The 7,023-nt window shown below is 67.8% G+C and carries 5 protein-coding genes; all 5 read right to left on the reverse strand.

Annotated elements, in window-relative coordinates; translation table 11 throughout:
- Positions 1–175 precede the first annotated feature (175 nt).
- The gene (locus Q1J95_RS12880) at positions 176–991 is read right to left on the reverse strand and encodes a protein phosphatase 2C domain-containing protein (RefSeq protein ID WP_300268180.1); all 816 of its coding nucleotides are present in this window, start codon (positions 989–991) and stop codon (positions 176–178) included.
- Positions 988–2,412, reverse strand: a complete 1,425-nt coding sequence (locus tag Q1J95_RS12885) for an RDD family protein (RefSeq protein ID WP_300268183.1) — start codon at positions 2,410–2,412, stop codon at positions 988–990. The genes Q1J95_RS12880 and Q1J95_RS12885 overlap by 4 nt, the downstream gene beginning before the upstream one ends.
- The gene (locus tag Q1J95_RS12890; protein WP_300268186.1) at positions 2,409–4,796 is read right to left on the reverse strand and encodes a transglutaminase domain-containing protein; all 2,388 of its coding nucleotides are present in this window, start codon (positions 4,794–4,796) and stop codon (positions 2,409–2,411) included. Before Q1J95_RS12890 ends, Q1J95_RS12885 begins: the two co-directional genes overlap by 4 nt.
- Complete coding sequence (locus Q1J95_RS12895; RefSeq protein WP_300268189.1) at positions 4,793–6,052, reverse strand: DUF58 domain-containing protein; 1,260 nt, start codon at positions 6,050–6,052, stop codon at positions 4,793–4,795. Before Q1J95_RS12895 ends, Q1J95_RS12890 begins: the two co-directional genes overlap by 4 nt.
- Positions 6,052–7,023, reverse strand: a 972-nt coding sequence (locus Q1J95_RS12900) for a MoxR family ATPase (RefSeq protein ID WP_300268192.1), incomplete at its 5' end; no start/stop codon positions are given. The genes Q1J95_RS12900 and Q1J95_RS12895, both read right to left, overlap by 1 nt.

A 7,023-nucleotide genomic window follows, 5' to 3' on the forward strand; every position in this document is an offset into this window, starting at 1 on the left:
ATCGATCCGGCGGCGTGATCGGTGAGCGCATCGATCACCGTGGCCAGGTCTCCTGTCGCGCGCTCGCGCTCCCACAGGCCCGTGACAAGATCGTGCGGTGCCTCTGGCGGCAGCGCGATCAGGACGCCCGGCGACACCAGGATGTACCAGTCTCCCGCTCGGTAGGTCGTCTGCATCAGCTCATCCCTCCTGCTACGGCCTCGCGGGGCCGGGTCTCCTCATCGATGTCGTCGTCAGCGCGCATCTGCACGCCGGGCCGAGAAGCCACCGAGACAGCGTCGACCACCACGACGGTGACGTTGTCTCTGCCTCCGGCGCTGACTGCTTCATCGATCAGCGCGGCCGCCGCGGTCTGCGGGTCGGCCTCCACGCTGAGAATCTCGCGGATCTGCTCGTCCGGCACCTCTGAGGAGAGCCCGTCAGAGCAGATCAGCATCCGATCGTCGCGCTCGGCCGGGAACATCCAGAAGTCGGCGTCTCCGGTGCTTCCGGCGCCGATCGCGCGCGTGATGATGTTGCGGCGGTGGTCTTTCACAGCCTCTTCGGCGGTGAGCTCGCCCGATTCGAGCAGCTCTTGCACAACCGAGTGGTCGACGCTGATCTGTTCGAGTTCGCCACCCGAGAGTCGGTAGGTTCGCGAGTCACCGATGTTGAAGGCGAGCCAGTAGCCCATGCCGTCGACGTCCGCGAGAACCACCCCGCTCAGCGTCGTTCCGGCGCGCCCCATCGCCGATGCAGACAGTTCATCGACCGCGGCACGGGATCGGCTGAGAATCTCGAGCACGTCGTCGATGTCGAGGCTGGGCCGCCCGATGTAGCGCGAGAACTCTTCGACGACAGCGGCGCTGGCGCGCTCTCCTGCTTCGTGGCCGCCCATGCCGTCGGCGACGAGGAAGACCGGCGAACTCGCGAGCATCGAGTCCTCGTTCAGCGAGCGCCGCAGACCGATGTGCGTCGAGGAACCCGCAGAGACGATCAGGGGTGCACTCATGCGTAGCCTCCGACCGTGACGATGCGATCGCCGATCTCGATCGCGTCGCCGAGGCGGATGCGAACGGGTTCACCCGGTGTGCACACGGTGCGGTGCCCGTCGCGCACGACGGCGGTGCCATTGGTGGAGTTGCGGTCGATGATCCACCCACCGGATGCCTCGGCAGCGGCCTCGAAGTGCGTCTTCGACAGCGACAGCGTCTCATCACGCACGGGCACGATGACCGCTCCCGCTTCGGGCGCGGGGTTGCGCCCGAAGATCGTGCGCTGTGAGACCGTGACGCGGGTGCCGTCGTCCCAGGTGAAGACGAGCCGGTGGCCGGGGATGCTGATACGGGTGTCTTCGATGTCGGATGCGTCCTGAACGACCTGCTCGTTCGCAGCGATCTCGCCGCGCAGCTGCGTCTGCTCGGGGGCGGATGCGTCGTCCGCCACCGGGGCGGGCTCGGCGGGGGCGGGCTCGGCGGCCGGGGTGTTCCGCGCTGGCGGTGCATCCTGCGTGATTCCCGGCACGAATGCGATGACGGGGTCGTCGGCCGGAAGCGGCGGCTTGGCGACCGGCTGCTGCGGCGGTGCGACCGGCTGCTGCGGCGCGACCGGCTGCTGAGGCGCCGCGGGCTGCTGCGGCGCGGCGAACGGCTGCGCGGGTGGTGCCTGCTCAGGCGCACGTGGAGCCTGCGGCGGGGCCGCGAATCCGTTGCTCTGTGCGGGAGTGAGTCCGGGAATCGGTGGGCCGGCAGGCTGCGGGCTGGTCGGCTGAGGAGCGCCCGGCTGACCGGTCGCGAGGTTCCCGGCGCCCTGCTGCAGGTACGGCAGCTGCGGCGCCTGCGGGTGCTGGAACTGGTTGTTCGGCAATGGTGGTTGTCCGAACGCGGGGTTCGACGCCGGCGCATTCGCGGCGGCCGGCTGTGGGCCCGCTACCGGGGGCTGAGGCCGCGGCGGAACCCGCGTCGGCTGCGTCGCGGGTGCGGGGCTGGTTCGAGCATCCAACATCAGCGACTTCGCCACCTTGTCGTGCCAGCCCTGGAAGCGCCCCGAGCCGTCGAAGAGCGGGGTGAAGTAGCCCACGACGATACTTGCCGAGAGCCCGAAGATGATGTTGCGCACAAGCGTGCGGCCGAATCCGAGCGCGGCGCCGTTCGTCTCTTGCACGAGGCGAAGCTTCTGCGCTCGCATGCCGATCGAGCCCTTACCGCTCTGCATCAGGGTGTAGACGACGAACCAGCCGATCATGATCAGCCAGATGAGCGGTCCGCCGATCGCCAGCACGCCGAGCGCCCCGTCGACACCACCGATCGTCACGAAGATGACGAGGATGATACTGAGTACGACAGCGAGGCCCCCGGCGATCAGGGCGTCGATGATATAAGCCACCGCCCGTCTCGACGTCGGGGCGACGGTGCCAAACGTCAACTGACTCATGGTGTCTCGCTCTCGGGTGCTGCGGATGTGTTGCTCTTGATGGTGCCAGGTTCTCGCCGAACGCGCGCGGTGGCGCTCTGTTTCAGCGATTGGAAGCCGTTCGACAGCGCGGATCCGCCCAGCAGCGAGCGCAGGCTGAGACGCGCTTTCATGCGCTTGAAGAATCCGACGTCGCTGCCGAGCCCGACCACGATCTCGTCGACCTCGTTCCAGAAGGCGTCGACGTCTTCCTGCGTCGGCTCGCTCGGACCGAACACCTCGGCGTCAGCGCGACCGGCGAGCGTGGTCACCGTCGGCACCGACAACGAGTCCGACACGAGCACGGCTTCTTCTCCTCGTGTCGCTCCCGGTGTCAAACGTGCCCCGTAGTCGACAGCACGGTCGGTGAGTTCGTCCCAGCCGCCCGCGATGCGGTCGGCTGTGAGGGCTGCTGCGCGGCGGGAGCGGCGCCTGGATGCCTTCCAGGCGCCGATGATGATGAACGGCGACAGCAGCAGCGCGAGAATGCCCAGCGAGATGCCGCCGATCAGCAGGATCGCGCCGATGATCCCGGCGATATTGAGGGACTCGTCTTCGGATTCACGGTCGTCCGGAAGCGTCGGCGGCAGATCCACCGGCTCCTGGGGCGGGGGCGGGGGCTGCAGCACCTGCGGCTTCGGGTCGGCGCGAGGCTTCGTGTTCTGGTCGTTGGGCACCTGGTCTTCCGGCGGTGTCGGGTCGAACGGCACCCAGCCGAATCCTTCGAAATTGACCTCGACCCAGGCGTGGATATTGTCACCGGTCGCCGTGAACTCGGCCGCGCCCTGCTGTTCTTCGGCCGGGTAGAAGCCCATGACGACACGGGCAGGGATACCGAGCTCGCCGGCCAGCAATGCCATCGCGACCGCATACTGCTCGTCGTCGCCGATCATCTGGTCGCCGCCGATGAGGGTCGAGATGCGCTCGGAGGTGTGCCCGGCGCGTGAGATGACTTCGCCCTCGAGCCCGTGGCTGAAGAAGCCATCCTCCGACAGGAAGGTCTCCAGCGCGCGAGCCTGCTCGATCGGGGTCTCCGCCTCGGACACCGTCTCGGCGGCGAGCGAGGTGAGCTCTTCCGGGACGTTCTCGTTCTTGGGCAAGCGCACAGTTCCGAAGGCGGCGTCGTCGATCTGCTCGTCTGTGACCTCGGCCGGGATCACCGTCTGCACGGTGTAGCTGTCGCCCGCGCTCAGCCCTGTCGTCGCCACGGCCGTTCCGGTGCCGGTGCTGAAGTAGGTGCTGCGGCGCAGCGTCTCGGCGTCCTCACCCTCGAAAGTGAACTCGTTCACCTCTCCGGCGTTCGGCACCCACACATCGGCGTAGTCGCCGATCTCGATCTGAAGAGTGACGGGGATGCCCTCGGCATCCGGCGACATGTTGGAGCGGATCGGGGTGAACGCGCTCGACGATCCGGGCCCTCCGTCGACGACGTTGATGACCTGGCCGTCGAACTCGTCCATCGTCGCCAGACGCACGCGTGCTTTCTCGGGCAGGCCCTGCACGGTGAACAGCGCCTCGTCGGCGTTGTCTCGAACGTGTCCGCGATACGACTGCAGCGCCGAGGGATAGTCCTGCACGTTGAACGGAGGAATGATCACATCGCGCAGCACGTGGCGTGCCTCAGAGGGCGCGGTGAATGCGCTCGTGGCAACTCCTGCCGTCCCCGCGACGGCGAGCACGGCGACGCCCGAGATCAGCCGGCGCATCCGCATGTGGTTGGCGCGGGAGGGGTCGACCTCGCTGACCGAGACCGCGGCATTCTGCGGTGCCCAGATCTGATGAAGCGCCAGCCAGGCCATACTCACGAGCGCGAAGACGGTGCCCTGGATGATCGGTACGGCGGGCTCGGGGGTACCGAGGGCGATCACGATCGCAAGCAGCGCACCGGCCGGGATCAGCGCCCAGGCCGGCTGCGTCAACCGCAGGGCGAGGGATGCCGTGAGCACGGCGGACACCAGCAGCAGCAAGAACGGAACGATGAGGTGCCCGTCTGGCGCAGCGACCGGGGCCACGGTCGTGAGCATCTGCTTCCACGACGTGACGACGCCGACGGCAAGCTGCTGCAGCGTGTCGAGCGTCGGGATGAAACCGGCGATCGCCGTATGCGGCAGGGCCAGTACACCGCCGAAGACGAAGTAGGCGAGCACGGTCATTCCGGCGATGATGAGAATGCCCCACCGACGCCACGCGGCAACCGCGGCGATGGCGATCCCGAGCAGGACACCGCCGATCGCGGCGAGCAGGTAGCTACCGCCAGCGAAGCTCGGCCAGAATCCGGCTACAGAGACGCCGAGCAGCAGCACGACAGCACCGAGGTTCAGACCCCAGCGGCGCACAGAGATAGGGGGAACAGCGGGCGCGGTCATGCAAGCACCTTCTGGAGGGCGAGGGGGATCTGCTCCAGCGCGCCGACGCTGACGACGTCGGCATCCGCAATGCGGCGCAGCGCAGGAATTTCGATGGTGGTGTCGGCGACGACAGCGATCACACGTGCGCCGAACGGCAACCGCGCGCACGCGCGGCGCAGGTCTTCCGTGCTGACCTTCGTGCCGCAGATGAGCACGACGACACTGGCCAGCGGAGCGGTCGCGGCGATGACGCCGGCGAGCTCGGAGACGCTTCCCTCGCGCGGCTTGCTGTTCTCGACGGCCGAGAGCGAGTCGAGCAGCTGCTTGCCCGTTTCTGCTCTGAGTTCGCGGCCCTGCACGCGCACGTCGACTCGCTGTGAGTCCCGGATCGCACGCAGACCGACGGATCCGGCGATGGAGATCGCAAGCTCGAAATCGACTTCGGTGGCATAGTCACCCGACGAGCGGGACAGCCCGATCACGAAGTGCGACCGGCGGGTCTCTTCGTACTGGCGAACCATCATGATGCCGGTGCGTGCGGTCGAGCGCCAGTGCACGTGCCGCAGGTCGTCCCCCGGCTGATACTCGTTGAGCGCGTGGAACGACACGTCGTCGCGCGAGAGGTCCGCGGCGGGGAGCCCTTCCAGATCGCGAAGGAACCCGAGCGATTGTCCGTCGAACAGCACGGTCTTCGGATGCACATACAGATCGACCGGCTCATCACGGCGATGTGCGCGCTCGAACAGTCCGAGGGGGTCGCCGCGTACGACGCTGACCGGGCCGACCTTGACGACGCCGCGGCGCTGGGTGGGAATCGCGAACAGCTCTTCGGCCTTCTCCCCCGGCGCGAGCCGCTGGATGCCGAATTCTCCGCGCCCGCTCCCGACCGGGAGCACGACACGAGACGGAAGGATGGCGCGGCTGCTCGGGTTCGAGAGCGTCAGGGCGCCGACAGCGCGCTCACCGACGACCACGCGGTTTCGGGCGAGGTCGAGGTCGACGTCATACTCGGTGCGGCCGATGAGGAAGAACGCGCACAGCACCACGGTGATCGCGATGACGATGGCGGCCAGGGTCAGCTCGACCCAGCCCAGGCTCTGCCCCGTGATCCACAGCACCACGGCCATGCCCATGAGCACCCAGGCGAGCGGGCGGATGGCGCTGGTGATCTTCAGCAGACGCGCACCGATGCGCGCGCCGATGACCGCCGCGATGTCCCGCCATCCGGCGTCGCGTTCGATCTCCGGCGCGGCGGGCAGCGTCTGTGACGTCATCACGCAGCCGTTCGCGCCTGCGGTGCCGCGACATCCTCAAGCACGCGGGCAACCACGACATCAGCCGTCGCACCGGCGAACTCCGCCTCGGCATCCAGCAGCAGGCGGTGCTGCCAGGCCGGGCGAACCAGTGCCTTGATGTCGTCGGGCAGCACGTAGTGACGGCCGTGGGCGGCAGCCCACACCTTCGCCAGTCGAACCATCGCGATCGCACCGCGCACCGACACACCCAGGCGCACACCGCTGTCATTGCGGGTCGCTTCGGCGAGCTCGGCCACGTAGCGGAGCACGGCCGGCTCGACGTGCACGGAGGCGCCCAGGTCAGCCATGTCCGCCACGGCGCTGGTGGTGATGATCGCGGTCAGACTCGACGAGGGGTTGCGATCGGATGCTCCGGCGAGGATGCTCTCGGTCACGGCGAGGTCGGGGTAGCCGATCGATGTCTTGATGAGGAAGCGGTCGAGCTGCGCCTCGGGCAGCTTGTAGGTTCCGGCCTGCTCGACCGGGTTCTGCGTCGCGATGACGAGGAACGGACGGCCCGTCTCGTGCGTGACGCCGTCGATCGTCACACGTGACTCTTCCATGACCTCCAAGAGCGCCGACTGCGTCTTGGGGGATGCGCGGTTGATCTCATCGGCCAACACGATCGACGCGAAGATCGGGCCCCGGTGGAACTCGAACTTGTGGGTCTGCTGGTCGTAGATCGTCACACCGGTGACGTCAGAGGGAAGCAGGTCGGGCGTGAACTGGATGCGCGAGCTCGTGCCCTGCACGGTGGCCGCGAGGGCTTTGGCGAGGCTCGTCTTGCCCGTGCCGGGTGCGTCTTCCAGCAGCACGTGGCCTTCGGCGAGCATCGCTGCCAGCACGAGGCTGATGGTGTCGTGCTTGCCCTGCACCGCCTTGTCGATGTTCTCGACGAGGCGATGGAAGGTTCCCTGGAACCAGGCTGCCTGCTCGGGGGTCATTGTCAT

Origin of the sequence: Microbacterium sp. (genome assembly GCF_029263575.1) — a bacterium.
GTDB lineage: Bacteria > Actinomycetota > Actinomycetes > Actinomycetales > Microbacteriaceae > Microbacterium.

Bases quoted from the DNA above. Each gene is read 5' to 3' on its own strand.
- Q1J95_RS12880 (WP_300268180.1), bottom strand. From the start codon at position 991: ATGAGTGCACCCCTGATCGTCTCTGCGGGTTCCTCGACGCACATCGGT.
- Q1J95_RS12885 (WP_300268183.1), bottom strand. From the start codon at position 2,412: ATGAGTCAGTTGACGTTTGGCACCGTCGCCCCGACGTCGAGACGGGCG.
- Q1J95_RS12890 (WP_300268186.1), bottom strand. From the start codon at position 4,796: ATGACCGCGCCCGCTGTTCCCCCTATCTCTGTGCGCCGCTGGGGTCTG.
- Q1J95_RS12895 (WP_300268189.1), bottom strand. From the start codon at position 6,052: ATGACGTCACAGACGCTGCCCGCCGCGCCGGAGATCGAACGCGACGCC.